At 71.6% G+C, this 23,522-nt stretch carries 22 protein-coding genes and 1 other RNA gene; 12 read left to right on the forward strand and 11 right to left on the reverse strand.

Annotated elements, in window-relative coordinates; translation table 11 throughout:
• Nucleotides 1-17: 17 nt before the first annotated feature.
• From E1O70_RS12080 to E1O70_RS12095, 4 genes are read right to left on the reverse strand one after another with little or no spacing between them, the layout of a single operon-like run.
• Nucleotides 18-506 (reverse strand): VOC family protein, encoded by a 489-nt coding sequence (locus E1O70_RS12080; protein ID WP_061268610.1) that lies wholly within the window; start codon nt 504-506, stop codon nt 18-20.
• The gene (locus E1O70_RS12085) at nt 472-1,377 is read right to left on the reverse strand and encodes a helix-turn-helix domain-containing protein (protein ID WP_061268609.1); all 906 of its coding nucleotides are present in this window, start codon (nt 1,375-1,377) and stop codon (nt 472-474) included. The genes E1O70_RS12080 and E1O70_RS12085 overlap by 35 nt, the downstream gene beginning before the upstream one ends.
• Nucleotides 1,378-1,394: 17 nt before the next feature.
• Nucleotides 1,395-3,107 carry a SulP family inorganic anion transporter gene (locus tag E1O70_RS12090; RefSeq protein WP_061268608.1) on the reverse strand — a complete coding sequence of 571 codons (1,713 nt, stop codon included), beginning with the start codon at nt 3,105-3,107 and terminating at the stop codon, nt 1,395-1,397.
• Nucleotides 3,104-3,550 carry an ArsR/SmtB family transcription factor gene (locus E1O70_RS12095; protein ID WP_061268607.1) on the reverse strand — a complete coding sequence of 149 codons (447 nt, stop codon included), beginning with the start codon at nt 3,548-3,550 and terminating at the stop codon, nt 3,104-3,106. The genes E1O70_RS12090 and E1O70_RS12095 overlap by 4 nt, the downstream gene beginning before the upstream one ends.
• A gap of 90 nt (nt 3,551-3,640) precedes the next feature.
• Between E1O70_RS12095 and E1O70_RS12100 the strand changes: the two genes are divergently transcribed.
• From E1O70_RS12100 to E1O70_RS12110, 3 genes are all read left to right on the forward strand, one after another.
• Complete coding sequence (locus E1O70_RS12100) at nt 3,641-4,618, forward strand: Nif3-like dinuclear metal center hexameric protein (protein WP_082774663.1); 978 nt, start codon at nt 3,641-3,643, stop codon at nt 4,616-4,618.
• An 80-nt stretch (nt 4,619-4,698) separates the two neighbouring features.
• Nucleotides 4,699-5,442: a zinc ribbon domain-containing protein gene (locus tag E1O70_RS12105; RefSeq protein ID WP_034653131.1), complete on the forward strand. Its 744-nt coding sequence runs from the start codon at nt 4,699-4,701 to the stop codon at nt 5,440-5,442.
• Entirely contained in the window at nt 5,439-6,689 is a 1,251-nt protein-coding gene (locus tag E1O70_RS12110; RefSeq protein ID WP_061268606.1) for a bifunctional RNase H/acid phosphatase, read from the forward strand. Before E1O70_RS12105 ends, E1O70_RS12110 begins: the two co-directional genes overlap by 4 nt.
• A gap of 57 nt (nt 6,690-6,746) precedes the next feature.
• Here the strand turns inward: E1O70_RS12110 and E1O70_RS12115 are convergent, their stop codons facing one another.
• Both E1O70_RS12115 and E1O70_RS12120 read right to left on the reverse strand, forming a co-directional pair.
• Nucleotides 6,747-7,082, reverse strand: coding sequence for a TfoX/Sxy family protein (locus tag E1O70_RS12115; RefSeq protein ID WP_061268605.1), 336 nt, complete (start codon nt 7,080-7,082; stop codon nt 6,747-6,749).
• Nucleotides 7,083-7,186: 104 nt separating this feature from the next.
• Nucleotides 7,187-8,029, reverse strand: a complete 843-nt coding sequence (locus E1O70_RS12120) for a YaaA family protein (RefSeq protein ID WP_061268604.1) — start codon at nt 8,027-8,029, stop codon at nt 7,187-7,189.
• An 86-nt stretch (nt 8,030-8,115) separates the two neighbouring features.
• On the opposite strand from E1O70_RS12120, the gene E1O70_RS12125 reads away from it, so the two are divergent.
• Nucleotides 8,116-8,496, forward strand: a complete 381-nt coding sequence (locus tag E1O70_RS12125) for a tautomerase family protein (protein WP_061268603.1) — start codon at nt 8,116-8,118, stop codon at nt 8,494-8,496.
• 57 nt (nt 8,497-8,553) lie between these two features.
• Here the strand turns inward: E1O70_RS12125 and recQ are convergent, their stop codons facing one another.
• Nucleotides 8,554-10,383: a DNA helicase RecQ gene (recQ, locus tag E1O70_RS12130; protein ID WP_061268602.1), complete on the reverse strand. Its 1,830-nt coding sequence runs from the start codon at nt 10,381-10,383 to the stop codon at nt 8,554-8,556.
• Between the two features lie 68 nt (nt 10,384-10,451).
• On the reverse strand, nt 10,452-12,530 hold the full coding sequence (locus E1O70_RS12135) for a HelD family protein (RefSeq protein WP_061268601.1): 2,079 nt from the start codon (nt 12,528-12,530) through the stop codon (nt 10,452-10,454).
• A gap of 118 nt (nt 12,531-12,648) precedes the next feature.
• Here E1O70_RS12135 and rnpB point away from each other — a divergent pair.
• Nucleotides 12,649-13,062, forward strand: an RNA gene (gene rnpB / locus E1O70_RS12140) — RNase P RNA component class A.
• 466 nt (nt 13,063-13,528) lie between these two features.
• On the opposite strand, the gene E1O70_RS12145 is transcribed toward rnpB, so the two are convergent.
• Complete coding sequence (locus tag E1O70_RS12145; protein ID WP_240696683.1) at nt 13,529-13,888, reverse strand: tyrosine-type recombinase/integrase; 360 nt, start codon at nt 13,886-13,888, stop codon at nt 13,529-13,531.
• Nucleotides 13,889-13,952: 64 nt separating this feature from the next.
• Between E1O70_RS12145 and E1O70_RS12150 the strand changes: the two genes are divergently transcribed.
• From E1O70_RS12150 to E1O70_RS12170, 5 genes are all read left to right on the forward strand, one after another.
• Complete coding sequence (locus E1O70_RS12150) at nt 13,953-14,339, forward strand: hypothetical protein (RefSeq protein WP_061268599.1); 387 nt, start codon at nt 13,953-13,955, stop codon at nt 14,337-14,339.
• A 1,552-nt stretch (nt 14,340-15,891) separates the two neighbouring features.
• A complete protein-coding gene (locus E1O70_RS12155) occupies nt 15,892-16,494 on the forward strand; it encodes a hypothetical protein (RefSeq protein WP_128957482.1) in 603 nt (200 codons plus the stop codon).
• 6 nt (nt 16,495-16,500) lie between these two features.
• Nucleotides 16,501-17,880, forward strand: a complete 1,380-nt coding sequence (locus tag E1O70_RS12160; RefSeq protein ID WP_128957483.1) for a hypothetical protein — start codon at nt 16,501-16,503, stop codon at nt 17,878-17,880.
• Between the two features lie 572 nt (nt 17,881-18,452).
• Nucleotides 18,453-19,331 carry a DUF2971 domain-containing protein gene (locus E1O70_RS12165; RefSeq protein ID WP_082774662.1) on the forward strand — a complete coding sequence of 293 codons (879 nt, stop codon included), beginning with the start codon at nt 18,453-18,455 and terminating at the stop codon, nt 19,329-19,331.
• Nucleotides 19,332-19,687: 356 nt separating this feature from the next.
• Nucleotides 19,688-19,933, forward strand: a complete 246-nt coding sequence (locus tag E1O70_RS12170) for a hypothetical protein (RefSeq protein ID WP_134724198.1) — start codon at nt 19,688-19,690, stop codon at nt 19,931-19,933.
• A gap of 438 nt (nt 19,934-20,371) precedes the next feature.
• Here the strand turns inward: E1O70_RS12170 and E1O70_RS12175 are convergent, their stop codons facing one another.
• The gene (locus E1O70_RS12175) at nt 20,372-20,695 is read right to left on the reverse strand and encodes a hypothetical protein (protein ID WP_061268594.1); all 324 of its coding nucleotides are present in this window, start codon (nt 20,693-20,695) and stop codon (nt 20,372-20,374) included.
• Complete coding sequence (locus E1O70_RS12180) at nt 20,692-21,396, reverse strand: hypothetical protein (RefSeq protein WP_061268593.1); 705 nt, start codon at nt 21,394-21,396, stop codon at nt 20,692-20,694. The genes E1O70_RS12175 and E1O70_RS12180 overlap by 4 nt, the downstream gene beginning before the upstream one ends.
• Nucleotides 21,397-22,269: 873 nt before the next feature.
• Here E1O70_RS12180 and E1O70_RS19915 point away from each other — a divergent pair.
• Nucleotides 22,270-22,416, forward strand: coding sequence for a hypothetical protein (locus E1O70_RS19915; protein WP_157464314.1), 147 nt, complete (start codon nt 22,270-22,272; stop codon nt 22,414-22,416).
• 129 nt (nt 22,417-22,545) lie between these two features.
• Nucleotides 22,546-23,364 carry a bifunctional hydroxymethylpyrimidine kinase/phosphomethylpyrimidine kinase gene (gene thiD, locus E1O70_RS12185; RefSeq protein WP_021483778.1) on the forward strand — a complete coding sequence of 273 codons (819 nt, stop codon included), beginning with the start codon at nt 22,546-22,548 and terminating at the stop codon, nt 23,362-23,364.
• Nucleotides 23,365-23,522 lie beyond the last annotated feature (158 nt).

Raw genomic sequence — 23,522 nt, forward strand, 5'->3', positions numbered from 1 at the left:
CAGGACGCCCGGCGTCGTCACCGCCGCGGCTCCCCGCGGTACGTGCCGAAGGACCAGAGGTTCCCCTCGGGGTCCCGGAGCACGAGCTCGCGGCTCCCGTAGTCCGTGTCCCGCAGCGGCACGACGACGCGACCGCCGGTACCCGGCACGCGCTCGCGCAGCCGGGCGTCGAGCGCCTCGATCGCGGCGTCGTCGGGCACGACGGCGTACGTGCCGCACGTCCCCGGCTCGCGCGACCACTCCCGCTCGGGGGAGTGGCTGCCGAGCATGATCCCGCCGCCGTACGGCCAGTCGAGCTGGGCGTGCGCGACGTCGCGGTCGTCGCCCGCCATGACGGCCGTCGCGACGAACCCGACGACGTCGGTGAGGAACGCGATGAGCGCGCGGGCGTCGCGCGCCTGGAGGGTGGGCCAGACCTGGGGGCTCGGCGTCCCGGTCGGCGTCCCGGCCGCGTCGGCGGCGGGTGCGTGGTCAGTGGTGTCCCGGGTGCTCTCGTGGATGCTCATGGTCCCAGGCTGGGCCGTCGGTGTGGCCCCCGGCTTGGATGTTCCCGAGCTCCTCCCGGACCCACCCGGTCGGGGTCGTACCGGCGAACCGCCGGAAGTCGCGCACGAGGTGGGAGTGGTCGGCGTACCCGGCGCTCGCGGCGACGTCCGCGAGCGTGCGGGGCCCGCGGCCGAGGGCGCGGCGCTGCACCGCGCGACGGGCGGCGTCGAACCGCGCGAGCCCGCGCGCCGCGCGCGGCGAGACCCCGAGCTCCGTCCGGAACAGCGTCTCCAAGCGGCGCTCGCCCAGCGCCACGTGGCGGGCCACGTCCCGGACCCGGGCGCGCCCGTGCGTGCGCACGAGCACCCGCCACGCCTCCGCGACCTCGGGGCGCACGCCGTCGCGCCGGGCGACGGAGCCACCCGGCGCGACGCCCCCGGGCTGCGTGAGCACCGCCCGCACGGCGTCGAACGCCGCGGGCCACGAGCCCGCCTCGGCCACCTGCTCGCGCAACCGCTCGGCGACCGGTCCGAGCACCGCGTCCGCGTCCTCGACGAGGCCGAGGTCGCCGGCCCGGACGCCGAGCAGCTCCCGGCACGCGAGGGGGTCGAGGGCGAGCTGCACGCCCGCCTGCTCGGGCGGCTGGTGGATGTAGGCGGGCCGCGTGTGCAGACCGCCGACGAGCGAGGCGTAGCCCACCGGGGCGTCGTCCGGCCCGACCGCCGTCGGCACGGCGCCCGCGGTGCTCACGACGAGCGTGAGCCACGGCGACGGCAGGCCGCGGTGGACGGACGGCGTGCCGTCCGTCGTCGCGGTCCGCAGGCGGTAGCCGACCATCGACACGACGCCGGGCGGCAGCGCCGGCGGCAGGGCTCGCACGTACTCGTGCACGGCTCCAGGCTAGGCACTCACGTCGCGGGCCGCAGACCGCGCACCTGCGGGACGTCGGTGCCGCTCGCCGCGCGGCGCACGTGGGAGCGCGCGTGCTCGACGGCGGCGTCGAGCGTGTCGAACAGGTGGTTCTCGTGCCGGAGCTCGGCGAGCGCGCCGACGTTCGTGAGCAGCGCGCGGTGCCGGTCCTGGACGCCCTTGACGAGGACGGTCACGCCGCGCGCCTCGAGGCCCTCGATGAGCCCGCCGAGCGCCTTCGCCCCGGTCGCGTCGACCATGCGGAGCTGGGAGAGCCGCAGGACGACGACCGCGACGTCCTCGTGCGCCGAGGCGTCGGTCACCTCGGCGAGCACGCGGTCGGCGGCGCCGAAGAACATGGACCCCTCGAGCCGGAAGAGCGCGACGTGCTCGTCACCCGGCTCGGCGGGGCCGGGCAGCGGCTCGCGGTGGACCCCGGAGGCGCGGGCGACGGTCCGCAGCGCGAAGAACGCGGCGACGAGGATGCCGATCTCGATGGCCTGCACGAGGTCGAACGCGACGGTGACGACGGCGGTCACGGCGAAGGTCGCCGCGCTGGAGCGCCCGGCGCCGACGATGGAGCGGATCGTGCGCCCGCCGATCATCCGGAAGCTCGTCACCATGAGGACGCCGGCGAGCGCGGCGAGCGGGATCCGCGAGACCGGGCCGGTGGCGAGGTACATGACCGCGAGGATCACGACCGCGTGCACGACGGCGGCGAGCCGCGTGCGGGCGCCGGAGCGCACGTTGACCGCGGTGCGGGCGATGGCCCCCGTGGCGGGCATGCCGCCGAAGAGGCCGCTGGCGACGGAGGCGACGCCCTGTCCGACGAGCTCCCGGTCGGGCTGGTAGACGGAACCGCCGCCGGGCCCGGACCGCACCATGGTCGCCGCGACGCGCGCGGACAGCAGGGACTCGATCGCGGCGAGCGCGGCGATGGCGAGCGCGGCGCCGCCGAGGTCGCGCAGCGCGCCGGGCGTGACCGACGGCAGGACGGGCGCGGGCAGCGACGACGGCAGCGCGCCGATGCGCGGGACGGGCGCGCCGAGCACCTCGACGAGGACGGTGGCGAGCACGACCGCGACGAGCGACGCGGGGATCCCGGCGTGGAGCCGGGGGAGCAGCACCATGGTCGCGGCGACGAGCGCGACGCAGCCGAGCGTCCACAGCACCGGGGCGGCGGGCACGTCGGTGACGGCGGAGCGCACGGCCTTCACGGCGGACACGAGGGTGTTGTGGCCGGGCGCGACCTCGACGCCGACCGCGGCCGGGACCTGCTGGAGGAAGATGATGCACGCGATCCCGAGCGTGAACCCCTCGACGACCGGCCACGGGATGTACGTGACGACGCGCCCGAGCCGGGCGAGCCCGGCGACGAGGACCACGAGCCCGGCGAGGACGGTGACGAGCGCGACGGAGCCCGGCCCGTGCGTGACGACGACCGGCGCGAGCACGACCGCCATCGCCCCGGTCGGTCCGGACACCTGGTGGTTCGACCCGCCGAGGACCGCCGCGACGACGCCGGCGACGACGGCGGTGACGAGCCCGGCAGCGGCCCCGACGCCGGAGCTGACGCCGAACGCGAGCGCGAGCGGGAGCGCGACGACGCCCACGGTGACGCCGGCGAGGAGGTCGGCGCGCAGGGTCCGGGGGCGCAGGTCGTAGTCGGAGCGTCGGGGCAGCAGGTCGCGGACGGCGGCGAGGCGGTTCATGCCGAGGGGAACGACGCGGTGGTCGCGTCGAGCACCGCGCGCGCGGACGCGCCGGGCAGGGCCGGGAGCCGGCGCGCGGCCTCGAGCTGGTCGGACGCGCCGGCGAGGTTCGACAGGAGGAACGCCCGCGCGACGACGAGGAGCTCGGCGACGAGCGGTTCGGCGAGGCGGTACTCGACGGCGTTCCCGCTGCGCGTCGAGGTGACGACACCCGCCCGGCGCAGCACCGCGAGGTGCTGGGAGAGCTGGGACGCCTCGCACCCGGTGACGTCGAGCAGCACGGAGACGGGCGCCGTGTGGTCGGCGTCGGCGGCGAGGACCTCGAGCACCTGGATGCGCGTGGGGTGCGCGAGGCACCGGAAGAGCTCGGCCTTGATGCGGTAGAGGGGCGCGGTCTCGTCGGTGCCGGGGGCGCCGTCGTCGGGTCGGGGTGGGCGGGGCACGGGTCCTCCGGGCAACGGGATGATGGCTTGCGCAATCCATCAAACCATGGCGAGCGGCGTCCGGCGGCCCGCCCGGGATAGCCTGCCGCCATGACCGCCGCGCCCGACCCGAGCACCGACACGCCTCCTGCGGACCCGGCGGCCGAGGGCGCGGGACACCCGACGCTCGGCCGCGTCGTGCGGACGCTCGACGAGCTGTACGCGCCCTCGACGGCAGAGGAGTGGGACGCCGTCGGCCTCGTCGCCGGTGACCCGGACGCGCCCGTGCGCAAGGTGCTGCTCGCCGTCGACCCCGTCGAGGAGGTCGCGGACGAGGCACTCGCGTGGGGCGCCGACCTGCTCGTCACGCACCACCCGCTGTTCCTGCGGCCCGTGCACTCCGTCGCCGCGACGACCTTCAAGGGCTCGCTCGTGCACCGCCTCATCCGGGGCGGCTGCGCGCTGTACGTCGCGCACACGAACGCCGACGCCGCGCAGCGCGGGGTCGCGGACGCCCTCGCCGACGCGCTCGACCTGCTGCACCGCGTCCCCCTCGTGCCGCACCCCGCGCCGTCGCCGCACGAGGCGGCCCGTACCGGCACCGGCCGCGTGGGCCGGCTCGCAGAGCCGACGACGTTGCGCGCGTTCGCGCAGCGCGTCGCGCAGGTGCTGCCCCCGACGGTGCAGGGCGTGCGCGTGGCGGGCGACCTCGACGCGCGCGTCGAGTCGGTGGCGGTCGTGGGTGGGTCCGGCGACTCGCTGTTCGACGCCGTGCGCGCGAGCGGGGCCGACGTCTACCTCACGTCCGACCTGCGCCACCACCCCGTGTCCGAGCTGCGCGAGCGCGCGCGGCTCGACGGCGGCGAGGCGGGGACGCCGTTCCTCGTCGACGTGCCGCACTACGCCTCGGAGTGGCCGTGGCTCCGCTACGCTGCCGAGGACCTCGTGCGCGTCCTCGCGCGCTCCGGCGCGGCCGTGGAGACGCGGGTCAGCACGCTCGTCACCGACCCGTGGACGGCGCGGTTCCCGTCCGCACCCGCCGACCCCGCAGCCGACGCCGGACCGCCCCGCGACACCGCGCAGGCCTGACGCCCGCCGCGCGTCGACCCGCACCCGTCCCCACCGACCCGCACGCCGGCCCCGTCCGGGGCCCACGAAAGGAACCACCCGTGGCCACTGCACCGCCCGCCGACCAGCTCCGCCTGCTCGACGTCCAGGAGCTCGACACGCGTGCCCAGCAGCTCGCGCACCAGCGCAAGAACCTGCCGGAGCACGCGCGCATCGCCGAGCTCGACGCCCAGCTCGAGGACCTGCGCGGCAAGCTCGTGGAGTCGCGGACCGCGGTGAGCGACCTCCGGCGCGAGCTGACCAAGGCCGAGGGCGACGTCGAGCAGGTGCGCACGCGCGCCGCCCGCGACCAGTCGCGCCTGGACTCCGGGCAGGTCGGGGCGAAGGACGCGCAGGCGCTCGTCGCGGAGCTCGAGTCGCTCGCGCGCAGGCAGGGCGTCCTCGAGGAGGTCGAGCTCGACGTCATGGAGCGGCTCGAGGCGCACGAGGAGGCCCTCGCGAAGCTCGAGTCGGCGCACGCCGAGCTCGAGTCCGCCAAGGCCGAGGTCGTGGCCGCGCGCGACGCCCGGTACGCCGAGCTCGACGCCGAGGCCGCGCAGGTCGCGGGGCGGCGCACGGACGCCGTCGCCGGTCTCGACGCGGGCCTGCTCGCGCTCTACGAGCGCGTGCGCGACCAGAACGGCGGCCGCGGCGTCGTCGCGCTGCGCGGCCAGCACGTCGACGGGCTCAACGTCTCGCTGAGCCCGGCCGAGCTCGCGGCGATCACGTCGGCCGCGCCCGACCAGGTGGTGCGGCTCGAGGACTACGGCCACATCGTGGTGCGGCCGGAGGGCGCCGGCGCGTGAGCGGCACCAGCGGTCGGCAGCTCGTCGTCGAGGCCGACGGCGGCTCGCGCGGCAACCCGGGGCCCGCGGGCTTCGGGGCGCTCGTGCGCGACGCCGCGACCGGCCAGGTGCTCGCCGAGCGGGCCGCGTACCTCGGGACGACGACGAACAACGTCGCCGAGTACTCGGGCCTCGTCGCCGGGCTGCGTGCCGCCGCGGAGATCGACCCGGACGCGCGCGTGACGGTCCGGATGGACTCGCGGCTCGTCGTCGAGCAGATGTCGGGGCGCTGGCAGATCAAGCACGACGACATGCGCCGCCTGGCGGCCGAGGCCGCGGCGGTGCTCCCCGCCGCGCAGGTCACCTACGAGTGGGTGCCGCGCGCGCAGAACGCGGCGGCCGACGCCCTGGCCAACGAGGCGATGGACACCCGCGGGACCGTCGTGCGCGACCACGACCCCGCGGACCCGTCCTCGGGTGCAGCAGCCGACCCCGCGGCCGAGACCGCGCCCGTCCCCGTGGACGGGGCGACCCTCCCCGCCGTCCCCGAGGGCGCGGCGCTCGACACGCCCGCTCGGCCGTCGGGCGCCACCGTCCGGTTCGACGACGCGCCCGCGCTCACGGTCGTGCTCGTGCGCCACGGCCAGACGCCGCTCACCGTCGCGGGCGCGTTCAGCGGCTCGTCGGTCCCGGGGCCGTCGCTCACCGCGCGCGGCCGGACCCAGGCCGCGCAGGCAGCGGACCTGGTGTTCCGGATCGGTCGTCAGGCGTGGCCCGACCTGCCGCGCCCGTCGGCCGTCGTCTCCTCGCCCATGGTCCGGGCCCAGGAGACCGCGCGCGCCGTCGGCCGCCGCCTCGGGGTGCCCGTGACGACGGACGACCGGTTCGCCGAGGTGGACTTCGGCGCGTGGGAGGGGCTCACGGCCGCGGAGGTGGACGCGGGGTGGCCCGGCCTCCTGCCCGCCTGGTACACGACCGGGACGACGCCGGCCCCGGGCGGCGAGTCCGCCGCCGACGTCGGCGTGCGCGTCCGGCAGGGGCTGTGCGACCTCGTCGACACCGTGCTGCCGGGTGCCGGGCCCGCGGGCCGCACCGTCGTCGTCGTGGGCCACGCCGTCCAGGTGCGGGCCGCGATCGGGACGGCCGTGGGCGCGCCGCCCGAGCAGTGGTCGCGCATCCGTGTCCCTCCGGCGTCGGTGAGCATCCTGCGGCTGTGGGCCGACGGCACGAGCGAGCTCACGGCCCAGGGCGTCCCGAGCGACCTCTGACCCGGCCGAGGTAGAGGCCTGGTAGCGCGAGGTAGAGGCATGGTCGTGACCACGGCTCTACCTCGGCGGCCTCGGACGCGCGGTGCGGGCGGACTGGAGACCGGTCTCCACCCAGGCGTCGAGCTCGCGCGTGTCCGCCAGGCGCGGACCGTCGACGACGACCCACCCCGCCATCGTGCGGGTGCCCATCGTCATCGGCCGGGCGCCGCGCTCCAGGGCGGCGGTGCGTCCGCCCGTGCCGACCCGCACCATGAGGGCGTCCCCGGAGATCGCGACCGCCATGCGCCCGTCGACGAGGAACGCGAGGCCGCCGAACATCGTCCGCTCCTCGAACGGGGCGCGGGGCGCCAGCACCGCGCGGACGCGGTCGGCGAGGTCCTGGCTGACGGCCATGGGTCCACTGTGGACCCCTGCCCGTCCCGGCGCAGTGGCACGCGGCGCCGGCCCGGGCCGACCACCGCGCCGGACCGCTCGCCCGGACCGCTCGGGCGGACCGCTCAGGAGATGACGAGCTCGAGCGTGCGCGGCCCGCTGCGCGTCGTGGCGTCGTGCAGGGTCGCCTCGATCAGCCGGTAGGTGAGGCCCGAGCCGACCTCGGTCCCGATCACCGTGCCGACGAGCTCGCGCGCGGCGTCCAGCAGCCCGGTCGCGGACGACGGCGACGCCGCCTCCCGGCGCACGAGGTGCCCGGCGAGCACGCCGCGCGTGTGCTTGGCGTTGTGCGAGACGACGGTCCGCTTCCCGGCGTGCTCGCGCACGACCCGCACCGCGACCCACTCGGCCGCCCGCGGGCCCGATGTCCGCGGCTTCCACGCGCCCACGTACGTCGCGGACCGGCAGTCCACGACGACGTCGCCCGCGGCCCGCTCGTCGAGCACGGGGGCGAGGTGGGGCCGCCACGCCGTGGCGAGCTTCCCGACGCCCGGCAGGTCCACCGCCATGGAGAGCCGGTACGCCGGGACCCGGTCGGCAGGGGAGAGCGCGCCCCACAACCCCGACACGACGCGCACGTCCTCGCGGGCCCGACGCGCGGGCTCCCCGCCCGCGGCGAGCGCCCCCGCGAGGTCCGCGGCGCCGTACAGCACGCCCGTGTACACGTCGGCCGCCGGTCCGGCCGGGGCCGAGCGCAGCACGGTGTTGCGCCGCACCTCCTCGGCGAGCCCCGGCGTCGTGCCCAGGACCTCGTGGGCGTCCGGCCGGGCGCTCGCGGCGGCGAGCGCGTCGAGGACCGTCACGCGGTGCGCGGTGAGCGCGGGGGAGGTCAGGGTGTCGAGGTCGACGGGCGGGGCGCCGTCGGGCGCGGGGGTCTTGCCCTCGGACGGGGGGAGCAGCACGAGCACCGGGTCACTCTACGAGCGCGCGCGACGTCGCCGCCGCGGGTGACCGGGGCCGACGGCGTGGGGTGCGTCACGGCTACGCTCGCCCGATGGCCCAGGTGAAGATCTACGGACGGCGCAGCGTGTGGGGCGCGCGGCGGACGGAGGTGTCCGACGCGCTGCACGACGCGCTCGTGCGCGCGTGGCAGCTCCCGCCGGACAAGCGGTTCCACCGCTTCCTGCTCCTGGACGACGACGACCTGGTCGCCCCGCGCTCGGACGCGTACCTGGTCGTCGAGGTCGTCTGCTTCACGGGCCGCACGCGCGAGGCCAAGCGCGCGCTGGTCGCGGCGCTGTACGACGTCGTGCCAGCCCTCGGCCTGACGGTGGACGACGTGGAGCTCGTGATCCTCGAGAGCCCGCGCGAGAACTGGGGCATCCGCGGGGTCAGCGGCGACGAGCTCGCGCTGTCGTACCGCGTCGACGTCTGACTCGCGCGTCCCCTGCCTCGGGCGGCGGGGGGCGGTCCGAGCCCCGTGCGGGGCCGCTCAGCCTGCCTCGGCGACGACGGCCAGCACCGCGTCGCCGTAGCGGGCGAGCTTGTTCTCGCCGACGCCGCTCACCAGCGCGAGCCGCTCGAGCGAGCCGGGCCGGGCGGTCGCGATCCCGCGGAGCGTCGCATCCCCGAACACGATGTACGCGGGCACGCCCTGGGTCTTCGCCTCGCCCGCCCGCCAGGCGCGCAGCGCCTCGAAGAGCGGGACGTCGGCCTCGGCCAGCTCGGCGGCGGCCGACGCCTTCCGTCCCTTCGCCGCGCGCACCGGACGCGCCGGCTCGTGCCGCATCCGGACCTCGCGGCGCCGGGCCAGGACCTCCCCGCTCGCCGCGGTGAGCACGAGCGTCCCGTGCGCGCCCTCGACGGTGAGCAGTCCCTGGGCGAGGAGCTGGCGCACCACGGCCCGCCACTCGTTCTCGGACAGGTCGTCCCCGACCCCGAACACCGACAGCTCCTGGTGCCGGAACCGCCGGACCTTCTCCGTGTCCCGGCCGAGGAGGATGTCGACGACCTGCCCGACGCCGAAGCGCTGCCCGCGCTCGCGGTCCAGACGGAACACCGTCGAGAGCACCTTCTGCGCGGCGACCGTCCCGTCCCAGGCCTCGGGCGGGGCGAGGCACGTGTCGCACGTCCCGCAGGCCCCCGGGTGCTCCTGGCCGAAGTAGGCGAGGAGCTGGGCGCGGCGGCACTCCACGGTCTCGCAGAGGGCGAGCATCGCGTCCAGGTGCCGGCCCAGGTTGCGCCGGTGCGCGGCGTCGCCGTCGGACGTCTCGATGAGCTTGCGCTGCTGCACGACGTCGGCGAGGCCGTAGGCCAGCCAGGCGGTGGAGGGCAGCCCGTCGCGCCCGGCGCGCCCCGTCTCCTGGTAGTACCCCTCGACGGACTTGGGCAGGTCGAGGTGCGCGACGAACCGAACGTCGGGCTTGTCGATGCCCATGCCGAAGGCGATCGTCGCGACCATGACCAGGCCGTCCTCGCGCAGGAACCGGGACTGGTTCGCGGCGCGCACCGACGCGGGGAGCCCCGCGTGGTAGGGCAGCGCCTGGATCCCGTTCTCGACGAGCGTCGCGGCGGTCCTCTCGACCGACGCGCGCGAGAGGCAGTAGACGATCCCCGCCTCCCCGGCGTGCTCGGTGCGCAGCAGGTCGAGCAGCTGCTTGTCGGGCCGGTCCTTGGGCACGATCCGGTAGGTGATGTTGGGGCGGTCGAAGCTGGAGACGAAGTGCCGTGCGCCCTCCAGGTCGAGGCGCTGGGCGATCTCGGCCCGCGTCGCGGCCGTCGCCGTCGCGGTCAGCGCGATGCGCGGGACGGACGGCCAGCGCTGGTGCAGCACCGACAGCTCGAGGTAGTCCGGCCGGAAGTCGTGGCCCCACTGGGACACGCAGTGCGCCTCGTCGATCGCGAAGAGCGCGATCGGCGTCCTATCGAGCAGGTCGAGGGTGGCGCGGCTGCGGAGCCCCTCTGGCGCCACGTAGAGCAGGTCGAGCTCACCCGCCACGAGCGCGCGCTCCACGGCGCGGCGGTCCTCCGAGGACAGCGTGGAGTTGAGGAACGCGGCGCGGACGCCGAGCGCCGCGAGGGCGTCCACCTGGTCCTGCATGAGGGCGATGAGCGGGGAGACCACGACGCCGGTCCCCGGACGGACCAGGGCGGGGATCTGGTAGCACAGCGACTTGCCCCCGCCGGTCGGCATGAGCACCAGGGCGTCGCCGCCGTTGACGACGGTGTCGATGACGGCCGCCTGCTCACCCCGGAACGCGTCGTACCCGAAGACTCGCCGGAGCACGTCGAGCGCGGGGTCGGTCGCAGTCGCTGTGGCCACCCGGGCACCCTACCGAGGAGTTCCGACACGACGGTCCCGGCGCGTCCGCGCCACCACCGAGGCGCCCGTCACGGGCGGCGGAGCTCGGCGGGCAGGTCGTCCCGGTGGCGGACGGCGAGGGACGTCACCGCGCGGGTCAGGCAGACGTACAGCCGTCGCAGCCCCGTGACCCGGTCCGGCTCGCCCCGGACGACGCCCTCCGGGTCGTCCAGCACGACGTGGTCGAACTCCAAGCCCTTCGCGAGCGACGCGGGCACGAGGTCGAGGCGCGCGTCGAACTCGACCGCGCCGTCGTCGTCCGACGCCTCGCCGACGACCGCGAAGGCGAGGCCCGCCGCGGCGAGCGCGGCGCGCGCGGCGTCCGTGCCGGCGTCGGGCACGATCAGCCCGACCGACCCCTCCCGGGCGAGCGCCGTGCGGACCAGGTCCACGACCGGCCTCGTGGTGAGGACGAGCTCGCCCCGCGCCCGGCGTACGGCGACCGGCGGGTCGAGGTCCGGCGCGATCGAGGGCAGCAGGCGGGCCGCGTACTCGATGACGTCGCCGGGGACGCGGAAGCCCGCGGTGAGCTGCTCCACGTGGCCGTCGGGCTTGCCGAGGTGCGTCAGCGCGTCGGTCCACGAGGAGACCCCCCACGGCGTCGTCGCCTGGGCCAGGTCGCCCAGCACCGTCAGCGAGCCGGTGCGCGCCCGGCGCCCGAGAGCGCGCAGCATCATCGGCGAGAGGTCCTGCGCCTCGTCCACCACGACGTGCGCGACCGACGCCCCGCGGGCCAGCAGGTCCGCGATCTCGTCGAGCAGGACGAGGTCGGCCAGCGTCCAGCGAGCCGTGCCCGGCGTGCGGGACGGTCGGGCCGGGCGCAGCAGCTCCTGCTCGGCCGGGGTGAGAACGCCGTCGGCGCTCGCGGCGAGGAACGCGGGGTCGACGAGGAGCCGGTGCAGCAGCGCCGTCGGCGTGACCTTCGGCCACACCGCGGCGGTGTAGTCCCGAACCGGCCGCGTGCGTGCGAGCGCGTCCCAGGCCCGCTCGTCGAGCGCCTCCCCGGACTCCTCGATCTGCACGAGGATCCGGTGCGCGAGCGCGTGCCGCAGGTGGTCGCGACCGGCGTCGAAGCGCGGCTCCCGGCCGACCACCTGCGCCACGCACTCGCGGGCCTCGTGCGGGGCGACGCGCCAGCGGCGCGCACCGCGGGGCAGCACGAGCGCCTCGGACGGGTCGACGAGGTGCGACCACACCGCGCGGCGGAGCACCTCGGCCAGCCGCGCGTCGCCCTTGAGCCGCGCGACGTCCGCGGGCTCCGTGCCGCGCAGGCGGCCGTGCGCCGTGACGATCTGCTCGACGGTGGTCTGGGCCGCGTCGACCTCGCCGAGGGCAGGCAGCACGTCGCGGATGTACCGCAGGAAGCTCGCGTTGGGCCCGACGACGGTCATCCCGGCGCGGCTCACCCGCTCCCGGTGGGAGTACAGCAGGTACGCGGCGCGGTGCAGCCCGACGGCGGTCTTGCCGGTGCCCGGCGCGCCCTGCACGACGACGGTCCGGTCGATCCCGCTGCGCACGATGACGTCCTGCTCGGGCTGGATGGTGGCGACGATGTCGCGCATCGGCCCGGTACGGGGCCGCTCGATCTCGGCCTCGAGGATGGCGGAGGACTCCACGCCCGGACCCGGGGCGGTGAGCGTCTCGTCCTCGAAGCCGGTGAGGGCGCCGCGCTGGAAGCCGTAGCGGCGGCGGACGGCGACTCCCATCGGCTCGGTGCGGGTAGCGCGGTAGAAGGGCGTGCTCACCGGGGCGCGCCAGTCGACGACGAGCGGGTCGCCCTCGGGGTCCGAGACGTGGCGGCGGCCGATGTGGAAGACCTCGGCGGGCTCGTGGCCGGTGCCGTCGAGGTCGATGCGTCCGAAGAAGAGCGGGACCTCGGGGTCGTCGGCGAGCTGGGCGAGCCGACGGGCGAGCGCCGCCTCGAGGTACTCGGCGCTGACCCGGTCTCCCGCGAGCGCGTCGAGCGACCCCGCCCGCTCGCGCATGCGCGCGAGCTGCCTGCGGGCGTCGGCGAGGAACTCCTGCTCCCGGGCGAGCTCGGCCGACGTGTCGGTGGCGGGTGCCGCGCTCGGGGCGTCGGGGGCGGACGGTTCGGCGGTGGCGGGCACGACAGACCTCCGGGAGCAGGCTTCGAGGGGGGCGGGCCATCTTACGGGCCATGACCCGCCGGCGGGCCGGTCGCTGGTCCGCCGAGCCGCCCGGGAGCGGTAGCCTTGCTGGCGCGGACGAGTCGGTCGGACGGTCGCGTCGGGAGGCCTCGTGCCTCCCGCCGAGGAACGTCCGGGCTCCGAAGGGCAAGGTGGTGGGTAACGCCCACCCGGGGTGACCCGCGGGACAGTGCCACAGAGAACAGACCGCCGCGTCGGGAAGGGCTCCGGCCCCGACCGGTGCGGTAAGGGTGAAACGGTGGTGTAAGAGACCACCAGCGGACCGGGTGACCGGTCCGGCTCGGTAAACCCCACCTGGAGCAAGGTCAGACAGACTGTGTCTGAGGGCTGCCCGCCCGATTCTCCACGGAGAAGCACAGTCGGGTAGACCGCTCGAGCCCTGCGGCGACGCAGGGCCTAGATGGATGACCGTCGCCCGCGCGAGGGTGACCTCGCGCGGGAACAGAACCCGGCGTACAGACCGACTCGTCCGCACATGAGCCGCTGACCTGGAAATACACTTCTGGCCGTCGTGCCCGGCCCGCGACCAGTCCGCAGAAATCCGAAGAGCGCACGCGGCGAGCGCTGACAGGTGCTGGTCAAGACGCCGAAGATCCTTCACGTCTAGGACCATCTCCCTTTCGGGCTCCCTCGGAGCGACCTGCATGAAGTCTCCGGTCCCGTACTGGATCATGACCACGACGTGTGCGGCGTGATGACGCTCGAGCCGTGCCGTGCGCACATCGGCGTGAAGACGTCGAAGTTCGTTTCCTCGTTCCTTCGGATGGTCCTCCGACACCTGCTCGAGGGTGCGGAGCGCTTCTCCCTGGCTGGAGCACAGGGCGAGAGGATCGTAATGCGCCATCGACACGGCGCAGACAAGCATCGCGACCTGAAACTAAAGGTTCGGGTAGCTCACGCTCACGCGCCCGAGTGCTTTGTAGTACCCGGAAGAGCGCTCAAGCTCCACGACTACTGACCTTTCCGCCCATCGTCCCGAGCACGCTGTCGACTGCGTCGCGGGTGCGGTCGTCGGAGTCCGGCCACAGGTGCGAGTAGGTGTCGAGCGTCTCGACGGCGGACGCGTGCTTGAGGCGCGCCTGGACCGTCTTCACGGACTCACTGTGTCGGATGAGCAGGCTCGCGTAGTGGCGGCGCAGTTCGTGGAAGCTCGCGTTCTCAAGCCCGACGTCGCGAACCGCGGACCGCCAGACGTCGTGCAAGCTTGACCGGCGCAGCGCCGCGCCCGTCGACCAGGTGAACACGAGCCCGTCGCGTCCGGCCGGGAAGGCTGCCAGATGCGCCGCCAGTGCCTCCACGGCGACCTTGGACCAGACGGTTGCGCTCTCGGATCTCATTTCCGCCTAGCGTGAGGTCGCTGGCGTGGTCCTGTCAGCGCGCGAAGCGGAGTCACAGTTTCAGGCGGCGATCGATGGCGTCTCGGAGTCGGTAGGGCAGATCAGCGCGACGCTGGATCTGAACACGGCTGAGGGCCGGGCGAACGATGCCGCCCTTCGAGGCGTTACTGACGCGGCTTGGGGTGTAGTGGTTGCGGACCAGAAGCCTGGCGCGTCGCAGGACGTGCTGCGGGACAAGATGGCGCGCGGTCGGCAGGCGTTCATCACCGCATCAACAACGGCCGGGATGCCCGAGCAGGCAGCAAGTGATCTCGCGGACCGGTACGGGTTGATCCCAGAGACGATACGGACGGACATCTTTGCCGACACGGGTCAGGCGATGAGCGCCGGGGCGAACCTCGCCGCCGCCTAGGTGTCCCTCAAGAACCGCACGATCCAGATCACCACGGCATTCCGGGAGACCGGAGGGGGTATCACGTCCCGAACTCCGCTACGCCTGGCCGCGCGCTCGGCGGCCCGGCCCAAGGCCCGAGAACCTAAAGGACGGCGGCGCCGATCAGCCTCTTTCCAGCATTGGAGCTCGCAGCAGACTTTCCTCGGGATCACAATCGGCACCGACCACGCGGAGATCGTCTCGGGCACGTGGACCTACAGCAAGGCACTCCGGTCGCGTGGCCGACACTCGAAGGTGTACGCCATGCCCCACCTCGATGGGGCGGTCGTCCAGGGAGACGTCGCGTTCGGGGAGCTGTGGGCTGCGAACGTCGCTCACGCTCCGAGTCGCTGCTCTCCATGGATGACATCAATGAGTGCGGCCAGGCGGCGATCAGGGACTCTCCGGAGGCGCTCGACGACCAGCGTGAGGATCCACTCGGGGAGGCACTCGCGCTGCACCCCGTTCCCGTCTCTCGACGACTTCCAGCCAACCGAGGTATTTGGGCCGTTTGTGCATCGGTCCCAGCCGGCACGCGACCATCGGATTACGAGTTCGGGCGGTACCGGAAGGCTCTGATGAACGACCGCACCCGGTACCCGGACGAGGTGACCCGCGAGCGGGTGGAAGCGGCGCACCGTGCCAACCTCGCTGGTGTGGAGTCGCTTCCCGTCGGGATCTACCACCCAACGACGGGACGAGGGCTGGGTTGCACTCGCCGAGCACAGCCGCGCGACTCGTTCGACGTTGGCCGCACAGTCGAAGTTCAAGGTGCTTGTCGGTGGCGAACTGCACCACAAACGGCTCAAGCGTGGGAGTGTCACGACTCGGATCATCCACACGTTTAACGACTCGGGGGACGAGTTCGCGGCCATCATGGGCGGCACCCTGCACCCGGTTGGGCAGCAGGGCCCGTGCCCGTACGGGAGCGAGAAGACGTACAGGGAGTGCTGCATTGCGCGCGAGGAGAACGAACCCTCCTGGTGCGGCGTCCCGCTCATGCGCAAGGACTGCTGCGCGCTCGGGCCTGGCGCACCGATGAGCGCTTCGGACGCCGCCGCGTCAGGATGTGCTCATGCCTGGGGAGTGCACGACGGAGGACGTCAACGCTGGCGTCCGCGAAGCGACCCGGCTCGGGATCAAGGTCGACATGTTCGTTTCCAAGTGGCGCAACAGGTTCCCGAAGTTTGCCATCGACGGCGTCCTGAGCCGCGACTCTCAGGGCCTGTCGCTGAGCCTCAACGGTGACGCGCCTGTCGCGGCGCAGGCCTGGGTGCTGCGACAGGCGATCAAGGAACTCGACCGCGAACCTGGAGGACCAGGCTGGGACCCCGGGTCTGCCCCGGACAGCTGGATCCGCCCACTCGTAGCCCCCGGAGTGACAGCACGATGCCCTCGGCTCGCCTGGACGGCGGGTCGGAGCATCCGCTCATGGGTCGAGGCCGCCGCCGGCGGGTGAACTTGGGGCTCGGACAAGATTGCCACGCGAGGGCGGCGCCGTCGCAGCCCGTTGTGCACTAGCATCCCGGGCATGGTAGGGGAGCAATCGCACCAGAAGGGCGAGGACGGCGTCCGCAGAGCGAAGAAGTGGCTTGATGCGACCACTCGCGTCCAAGCCAGCTGGACTGCCTATGATGACACTGCCTCAGGAAAGCTGGAATTTGTCTGGCCCTATGGCGGAAATCAGTATTCCTACGACCTCGGCGGAGTGCTCGCCGGTGGCGACTATCACTTGCAGCACTTCTTGGCAGAGTCTAAGAAGTACGACGATGCCAGCGACCAGGGCACCCACTTTGACAAGTTCCTCGCTCAGAGCTACGTGACGCTTGATACGGACGGTCGTATGGCGGACCATTTCATGTGGATAACTTGGGCGCCGTTTCGTATAACCACGTGGACATCGCTGTTCTCCACGGGCAAGATTGAGGATGCGCTCCTCAGCGACGTGAATCGCCAAAGGGTCTTCGGGGGCGTTGACGTTGAAACCGCTCGGTCTCAAATCGACCGAGATCTAGCCGAAGAGGTTTCTCGGCGGATCTGGGTCATCGTCCTATCGGATAAGCAGGAGACGCTGGTCATTAGTGATGACGAGCGTGCGCAAGTGGTCGCTCGCCGCATCGCGTCAGGGAGATGAACCAAAATGTCGACTGTAGTCTCGCATGAACCGATCAAGAACGTTTCAATAGAGACGATCAAGAGGAGTGTCGCTGACAATCTGGCCAGCGCGGACCGATCCGCAGTGGTGCGGACAACCGAGTTCTTTAACAATACGTACGCGCCCGACCTTGTTCTCGAATGGCCTCGTGAGAAGACCGTCCGATACGTCTATCTGCGAACCAGTGCGAACCCCGACTACTTGCTAGATGACCTCACATATGTGCGATCCGAACGGCCCATCCTCATGCCTCTTTCGGAGTCTCGGCCGAACGCCGACGAGGGTGTTCGGGACGAGGTACTGACTGAAACTGCGCGTGAGGCCCGCACGCTTATCGCAGAGCCGCAGGGGTTCTCGCGAATGGCAGCGCGACAGATCGATGAACCTGTTATCGAACTGGGCTCACGGTCCCTGCTGCAGGGCGGCGCTGGAGTCGTTAGGCCGGATCAGGCCGATGACTTTGCGAGCGATCTCGCCCTTGGGTTTGTCGGGGCCCAACTCGGCGAATCTGACACGACTCGGTCTGCCGTCAACGCTGCCGAGGCGTACTTGGATCTGGCCCACGCGGCAGAGGTGACCAGTTTCCTCCAGGCAGTGTGGGTTGGGTCTGGTGCTGACGGTGTCAGCTTTCCGGGCGCCACTTCCCTCAGTGCCAGCCCCAGCGACATTGGCCTTGACTTGCTGCTTCGCACGATAGATATTGATGACCCAGAATTTTGGGCGCGCATTGCGAAGAACCTAACTTTGAGTCAGCTGCTTGGCCTCAGCGAGGCTTCAAACGGCAAGAATCTTCAGTTCCTTATGAAGGCTGCGGCGAAACGCCTGCGCGCGAAGGCGGCGCGTGTGGTGCCCGAGCCTGAGGGGACGGCACCATACGAGTGGTTCGTCAGGGATGGCGTGGTTGGACTGGGCCTTCCGGGCGCGGCTGCCATCTTCGCGCCTAATCGAATCGACGAGTTTCAGATTGCTGGATTGCGATCGAGCGTTTCTGCCTCGACGCTCAAGGACCGAGCCAAACGAGCCGGGATCACGCTCTCGGAGATCAAGCTATCTGTGGGTTCTCGCAGGCTTGACTATGCCGCTGAGGATGGTTCGGACATTTCAAAGGATGATGTTCTGGACAATCTCGAGAGTGCGCTGGGTGGTGCGACCATCGTCCAGTCGGCGACTTCGCTGGTGGGGTCGCGCGAAATTCGCTCGGACTTCGGGTCTGGTACCGCTGCCGGCAGGACCAGCGCGGTCTTTTATCTACAAGATTTGGTGGAGTCGGGACTGCCGCTCCTAGCGAATATCGACCGTGTGGCGAGTGACGAGATACGGCAGGCGATCGGACACGTCGACACTGGCCCAAATGTTCTCCCATGAGGCTCTCCTTCTCGCAATGGCGTCAGAGGTCGTGTCTCCACGTCGATGGTCCGGCGCTGGTTGCGCGAGCAGGTCGACCGGGGCGGCGAGACCGGGCCCTGGCTGGTCGACAACGACCTCGCGGAACGCGCACGACCCCACTTCGCTGCGAGGTCGGCTAAGCGAGCCGCGGACCGCAGCACTTGCGTGGTCGACAGTTGCGACCGGGTGGATGTTGCGCGGGAGATGTGGCGGATGCATTACGACCGGTGGGGTCGGCACGGCTTGACGGATCGGCGTGGTGGTGCGGACCACCAGCGCGCAAAGACGCACTGCCTCCGCGGTCACGAGTACACAGAGGAGAACACCATCGTGCACCCCTCCGACGGTCGGCGACGTTGTCGTGCATGCCGAGCCCGCGTGGCTTCCGAGCGAGCCTGAACGCCGGCGCTACGCTCGTGCCATGGCTCTGTATGGTGAACTTTCGGACCTGGTAGCGGCAGACACTGATGTCATATACCACTACACCGACGCCGGCGGCCTCTTGGGGTTGATCCAGGGGGGGCGAGCTCTGGGCCACCGAATCCCATGGCATGAATGACCTGGCAGAAGTTCGCCAAGGCGTGGAGTACATCAATGATTGGCTGAACCGGCAGTCATCTAGCCTACCCTTTCTGGACTACCTCAAGGAAGCTGCGGAGGTTGGCATCCACGAACTAACTACCGCATTTATGTGCTGCGCCTCTACGCGTCCCGACGATGCAAATCAATGGAGGCTGTACGCAGATGGAGGCCGTGGCTATGCGGTTGGACTGGACCCTAGCGTCCCCCTAAGCGTGCTCACCGAACACGGGCCCCTGGAAGTCCCGGAAGGTGTTTCGGAAATAAGACGGGCAATGCGCCAATTCGAAGATGTCGTCGAAATTTCGCCCTGGCAAAAGGTGCTTTACGCCAAAGAGAGACGTGAAGAAGCCTTGGAGCTCTTTCTTAGACAGGCTGCGTCGGAGTTCGAGAAGTTTGAGCGCACAGTTGACGACCTGGCGTCATCGTCCGGCAATGTTGATGATTATATGGCTGAGCGAGACGGCGCGAGGCAGATGCTGCTTTCGTCATTCGCGGGCGACCTCGCGGCCATAGCAACCCTAATCAAATCGCCAGGCTTCTCTGGCGAACATGAAGTTCGCACAATCGTGACGGCGTACGGTTCTCGCCATAGTATGTTCCGCCCGAGCCGATATGGCGTCGTCATGTACCAGCGCATCGGGAGGAGTGTTCCAGGCACGAAAATGGAAGCTCGCTGGGAGGTGCGTCGCGGTATCGCCAAGGGCTCGTCGGGCGAGCCGTTGCCGGTCATCGATGTGACAATGGGTCCCCTTCTAGATCACGACCACAATGCCGCGACCGTCAGGTCGTTATTGGTGCGAGGCGGAGTAGGGGCCGAGGTGTTGGCGTCTCGAGTGCCGCTCCGCTAGCCCGCGAACTCTCGCTTCCGGCGTCATGTCTCGAACGCGGCGATCGTTCGGCTGAACGTGCGGTGCATCGGGCTGGCGGTTGCCGCAGCTCCTCCTTGGCTGAGCCCCGGACGCAAAGTGCGTGGGCGACTCTCTGTTCAACGCGATAGTCGATTCCGTCGCTGGTGCGGGCGGGCGCTGGGCGTTGCCCGGGCGGCATCATGGCGCCCAAGATAGGACACGAATTGGTCTTCTCAAACCCGACGTATCCATTTGCATGCTTAGATGCCAAATGGCGCCATGAAGGCTAGGTCGAGCCCGTGCCGAGCGCCCAAGGGACTCCCGATGTGCCGGGCGATGATGGCACCATCGCCGGTATGGAAAACGACCCGGCTGAGACCGCCGTACCTGTCGCCCTCTTCGATGCGGGAGAGTTCGGACGCCGCATCGGCATGTCAGAGGACTGGGTGCGACGCAAGGCGAGGGGCATTCACCACCACCGCATTGAACGACTCCTCAAGTTTTCCGACGAGTCCGTGGAGGACTTCAAGATGCGGACCGCGGTGCAGGCAGCTGACCCGTTGCGGCGCACGGGTAGGTCCCGCAACAGCCGTCGGAAGTAGTCCGCAGGGAGTCCGCAAGAGGACCACAAGCGTCCCGTGTCGGTCAACGGTGCCCAACGTGGAGAGTGGCGGAATCCCAACGCTCCAACGCGTACGATGGCCACCGCGGACCGCCCAAATTTCCGTCGATACAACCCGGCGTACAGACCGACTCGTCCGCATCGCACCGCCCGACCTGAGACAGCGGCACGTCCTCTGGTGACGTGACGATCGACGCTGGCGGCGATCACGACTCAACGGCGTCGGGAGGTTGTGCCCTACCCGCTGGCGCTGACGGTCCCCGGACTGGGGTGAGCCCGGCGCGGACTCTTCCACTCCGCCCACGCCGGGCTCTGCGACAGAGGTTCGGCCGCCTCGCATCAGAGACGGCGCGAGCCGGGCACCTTCACGCGTTCCCGGCCCGCGTCGTGTCGAAGGTCGTCAGCCGCCTCTGAACGGCTAAGGCGCCCTGAGCTGCCCTGCTTCGTCGAAACCCAGTCGGGCGGGCGGTGTCTCGCGCGTTCGCAGCAGTTCGTCGATGTGGGTCATCAGGAGAGCGAAGCCCGCCCAACGCGGCTCTCGTCCGGGCCAGAGCACTTCGACGTCCTCGGCGACCGCGTCGAGGAAGCGGTTCAGGTCCTCGTCGTCGACGTCCAGGACGATCGGCGGGGCGTAGTGCCTGTCGTCCCAGCGGTGGATCTGCGCTCCGTCGGTGGTGACGCGCACGTCGTTGCCGTCGGAGGCCGACTGGAGGGCGAACTGCTCGACGGTTCGGGTGGTCATGAACTCGCAGGATAGGTGGTGATGATGTTCTTGGAGACCCTGGCCACGACGACGTAGGCATACTTCACCGCGCGCACTCGATCGCTGCGGTCGCGAATCTGGATCTTTGTCTTGTAGACGTAGGTGTCGTTCTTGCTCTCGTACCAGACGTGGGCCGGGGACCTCAGCGCCTCGTTGATCGCCCAGTCCGTGAACGTGCGCCAGCTGGAGCTGCCGCCCATCATCGCCAACATCTCCCACTGGGTGCGGTGCCGATCCGCGACGTGGCGCAGACCCCAACTCGGCGAGCCGCACCGCAGGTACGTCTTTCCAGACGAGAAGCCAGCACGCGCAACACGCTGGAACGTCCGGACGAGCTTGGTGTTCTTGTCGAAGACTCCGCACGCGGCCCACGTCGCCTGCGGCGAAGGGAGCGTCGGTTCAGTGCCGCCCCTCGGCGGCAGGAGAGGAATGGCCTTCGGGTCGAACCTCTGAACGGTGAGCCCGTCCCCGCCCGGAACGGCGAGGGTGTAGTCCTCCGCGACCGGATCGAGGCCGGTGTAGTCGAGCGGCATGTACTCGCCGTCGCCGACAGCGATCTCGTCATCCTCGGTCGTCGAGGCGGCAACCGGTGCAGCTGCGGCGCTCACCAGCCCGGTTCCAACCAGCACCGCTACCAAGACACCGGTGGTGCCGACTCGCAGCAGCTTACGTACGTTCATGCTTGTCCCCCTTCTTCGCGCACACCATGGGGCGCGTGGGCGTGAAGGATGGCACCCCCGGGGACCGCCGGGAAGGTGCGCCGTTCGTGATGTCGATGACCTTCCGCAACAGGGTGCGTTCACGGTATGCAAGCCGCCACGACATGCGATGGAGGGGCGCCGAAGGCGCAGGTGGTCACGGACCGAGGCAGGAAGACGAGGCGACCAGGACGCCCATCGCGGGTGCCCTGGTCACGTCAGTCGAGGTCCGTCCAGACCCGCTCGATGCTGTAGTCGACATAGCGGGTGACGCGGCGACGGGCTGTCCTTGAAGACGCAGTAACCAGGCGATGCGTCGCTGTACGCGGTAACTCCGGCGTAGGGCGGCGGGTGCAGCACGTTCCCGCATCCTCCTCTTGTCGAGGGGACGGCGCGGGGGTGGGTGCGCAGATGCGCGACCCGCTCGGTGGTCGCCGTGCCCGGCTCGACGGTGGTTCCCGACGTCGGTGTCTTGCGCGTCCCAACCGTCACCGACGAGCTCGACGCCGCACCGATCCTCCACGAACGCGCTGCTGGTCCGAGCGCCCCGCCGTGCGGGGCGTCGCGACAGTGCGCAACGTCGCGCGTGGACCCACGACTCCCCTCGAGCGGAGAACGAGATGGGACGACGCACAGACGCGCCGGACCGCCGTCGGTCGATCGTCGCGACGGCTCTGCTGTGGTGCCTGGTGGTGGCCCTCCTGGTGGTGCCGTCCGCGCCGAGCGCGACGGCCGCGCCCCGGCCCCGGTCCCGGCCTCCCGCCGTCGGGCCCGGGGGAGCCGCCCGCCGGTGCGGTGCCGGGCTCGCACCCGGCCGCCCCGGGGCCGTCCGCGGGGCCCTCGTACGCCCTCGCCGTGACGGGCGCCACGACGGCCGGCCTGGCGGCACTCGCCGCCCTCCTGCTCGGCCTCGGGACTCTGCTCGTGCGCGGGCACGGGAGGGCCGCGCGCGGCCCGGGCGGGCTCGGGCCGCGGCGCCCGCGAGGCGGCGGGACGGCGTGAGCGCCGCGGTGCGGCGTTAGGCTGTCGTGCCGCACCCGCCGCGGAGACGCCGGTCCGCCGGCGCGTCCGCCCGCCTCTCCCGGCACCACCGGGAGGACGGGCCCCGTCCTACTCGTGCCGAGGAGCACCATGTCGCACCACGACTCGCACACGCCTCCGCTCGCCTACGTCATCGCCGGTTCCGAGGCCACCGGCGGCGCCGGCATCCAGGCCGACCTGAAGACGTTCCAGGAGCTCGGCGCCTACGGCGTCGGCACGCTCACGTGCATCGTCTCGTTCGACCCGAAGAACGACTGGGGCCACCGCTTCGTCCCCGTGGACCCGCAGGTGATCGCCGACCAGTTCGAGGCGGCGACGGTCACGCACGAGCCCTCGGTCGTGAAGATCGGCATGCTCGGCACGCCCGCGACGATCGACGTCGTCGCCGAGTCGCTGCGCTCGCGCACGTGGGAGCACGTCGTGCTCGACCCGGTCCTCATCTGCAAGGGCCAGGAGCCCGGTGCCGCCCTCGACACCGACACGGCGCTGCGCGCGCAGGTCCTCCCGCTCGCGACCGTCGTCACGCCCAACCTCTTCGAGACGCGCACGCTCGCGGGCGTCGAGTCGATCGAGACGGTCGAGGAGCTCGTCGAGGCGGCGCGCAAGGTCCAGGCGCTCGGCCCGCGCGCCGTCGTCGCGAAGGGCGGCGTCGAGCTGCCCGGCCCCGACGCGGTCGACGTCCTGGTCGACGGCGACGAGGTGCACGTGCTGCGCACCCCGAAGATCGGCGAGGAGCGCGTGAGCGGGGCCGGCTGCACGTTCGCCGCCGCGATCACCGCGGAGCTCGCGAAGGGCGCCTCGGTGCTCGACGCCGCGCGCGTCGCCAAGGACGTCGTCACCGCCTCCATCGAGGACCGCGTGGCCTCGAACGCGCCGTTCGACGCGGTGCGGGTCGGCGCGCGCCGCTGACCTCCTGCGGTGCGCCCGGGCTGCGCCCCACGACCCCGGGCCGACCCGTGCTCGACCAGCGATCACCCCTCGGACGTCTCGACGTCCCCTGACGGTCAAGGAATACTCTCGTCACCGTGAACGACCTCTCCCCTTCGGAACTGTCCCCGTCCCCGGGT

This window comes from Cellulosimicrobium funkei, from assembly GCF_004519295.1.
Taxonomy (GTDB): domain Bacteria; phylum Actinomycetota; class Actinomycetes; order Actinomycetales; family Cellulomonadaceae; genus Cellulosimicrobium; species Cellulosimicrobium funkei.

Coding starts and splice junctions, on each gene's coding strand:
- E1O70_RS12080 (WP_061268610.1), bottom strand. CDS start 506: ATGAGCATCCACGAGAGCACCCGGGACACCACTGACCACGCACCCGCC.
- E1O70_RS12090 (WP_061268608.1), bottom strand. CDS start 3,107: ATGAACCGCCTCGCCGCCGTCCGCGACCTGCTGCCCCGACGCTCCGAC.
- E1O70_RS12100 (WP_082774663.1), top strand. CDS start 3,641: ATGACCGCCGCGCCCGACCCGAGCACCGACACGCCTCCTGCGGACCCG.
- E1O70_RS12115 (WP_061268605.1), bottom strand. CDS start 7,082: ATGGCCGTCAGCCAGGACCTCGCCGACCGCGTCCGCGCGGTGCTGGCG.
- E1O70_RS12125 (WP_061268603.1), top strand. CDS start 8,116: ATGGCCCAGGTGAAGATCTACGGACGGCGCAGCGTGTGGGGCGCGCGG.
- E1O70_RS12155 (WP_128957482.1), top strand. CDS start 15,892: ATGGTAGGGGAGCAATCGCACCAGAAGGGCGAGGACGGCGTCCGCAGA.
- E1O70_RS12160 (WP_128957483.1), top strand. CDS start 16,501: ATGTCGACTGTAGTCTCGCATGAACCGATCAAGAACGTTTCAATAGAG.
- E1O70_RS12165 (WP_082774662.1), top strand. CDS start 18,453: ATGAATGACCTGGCAGAAGTTCGCCAAGGCGTGGAGTACATCAATGAT.
- E1O70_RS12170 (WP_134724198.1), top strand. CDS start 19,688: ATGGAAAACGACCCGGCTGAGACCGCCGTACCTGTCGCCCTCTTCGAT.
- E1O70_RS12175 (WP_061268594.1), bottom strand. CDS start 20,695: ATGACCACCCGAACCGTCGAGCAGTTCGCCCTCCAGTCGGCCTCCGAC.
- E1O70_RS12180 (WP_061268593.1), bottom strand. CDS start 21,396: ATGAACGTACGTAAGCTGCTGCGAGTCGGCACCACCGGTGTCTTGGTA.
- thiD (WP_021483778.1), top strand. CDS start 22,546: ATGTCGCACCACGACTCGCACACGCCTCCGCTCGCCTACGTCATCGCC.